Raw genomic sequence first — 1,155 nt, 5'->3', positions numbered from 1 at the left:
GATTTGCTGCTCTACCGGTAAAAGCTGCCTCATGAGATCACCAGCAGATTCTAGATCTTGTCGAATCGTTTGGTAAGCGACGTCTAATTCTTGATTTCTCGTGAGTAACATATTGTGCAAATCGAGAGTACGAAACCCTGCTCGTATGCGTGCTTGAAGCTCTTCTACCGACGTTTTTTTATCTACGAAATCATCCGCGCCAGCGTCAATGCCTTTGACAATCGAGCCCTGATCATTGCGTGAAGAAAGTAGGACAAAAAAGATATACCGCTCAAACGCCGCAGATTTGAGTACACGACACAAATCAATACCACTGAGCCCAGGCATCATCAGGTCACTGAGAACAAACTGAATATCTTTTCGGTGCGTCAGGACTTCAAGTGCAGACTCACCGTCCTCCACCGCGACGACTTCGTACCCTTGCTTTTGCAATGCGGAGGTCATGTAAAGCAATACCGTTTTGCTATCGTCGACCAATAAGATTGGTTTCATTTCTCTCCTTAACGCTGGTAGCGACTAACGAAGTACTCTATTTATTGACTGCTCATCTCTAAAACGACTGTAGTCTTCGGCTAAAAGTTGATGTTGATAACGGGTGTAAGACAATGCTTCGTTTGAAATGACGATCTGATTTTCTTTTTCGATAAGCTGTCCGCGCAATTGCTCTATTTGATCACTTTGCTGCGTATAGTTCAGGTACATCGCAACTAAACCAAAGATAGAAACAACGAGCGAAGCAAACAGTACGTTGTTGATGGTTTTGATTTGAAGATTCATAACCTCTCCTTGTCTCTTGCCAGACATCTCTAAATGAAAAGAACGTCTACAGACTAAGAGCACTCTGCTCTAAAACGCATTGAAGCCTATTGAGGTTGTTGTATATAAAAATAATTATAGGAGATGAGTAAAAAAAGAAGAGAAAACTTGAAGTATTTGAATACCTTTTTGTCATTGGCATTCAATACGCAGCGAGAGAGAAAACGCTCGCTGCGAAAAAATTAGCTTTGGAATGCGTCTCGGGCAGACACTTGTTCAAACCAGCGAGCGATGTTTGGGTACTTCTCGAAGACTTCAATACTCAAACCATTCACCGCAAAACCAATGAAAATATAACCGGTAATATCGACAACGGAAAACTGGTCTGTCGCAATGTAT

The 1,155-nt window shown here is 42.2% G+C and carries 3 protein-coding genes; all 3 read right to left on the bottom strand.

Annotated features, from left to right (window positions below):
- Positions 1-492, bottom strand: a 492-nt coding sequence (locus R8N46_RS25100; protein WP_318189758.1) for a response regulator transcription factor, incomplete at its 3' end; no start/stop codon positions are given.
- Positions 493-516: 24 nt separating this feature from the next.
- Positions 517-777 carry a hypothetical protein gene (locus R8N46_RS25095; protein WP_015313320.1) on the bottom strand — a complete coding sequence of 87 codons (261 nt, stop codon included), beginning with the start codon at positions 775-777 and terminating at the stop codon, positions 517-519.
- Positions 778-998: 221 nt separating this feature from the next.
- On the bottom strand, positions 999-1,155 hold a 157-nt coding region (locus R8N46_RS25090; RefSeq protein ID WP_318189759.1), incomplete at its 5' end, for a glutathione binding-like protein.

Source organism: Vibrio sp. 1874, assembly GCF_033344395.1.
GTDB classification, from domain to species: domain Bacteria; phylum Pseudomonadota; class Gammaproteobacteria; order Enterobacterales; family Vibrionaceae; genus Vibrio; species Vibrio alginolyticus.
This window is presented reverse-complemented; position numbering and strand designations above follow the sequence as displayed.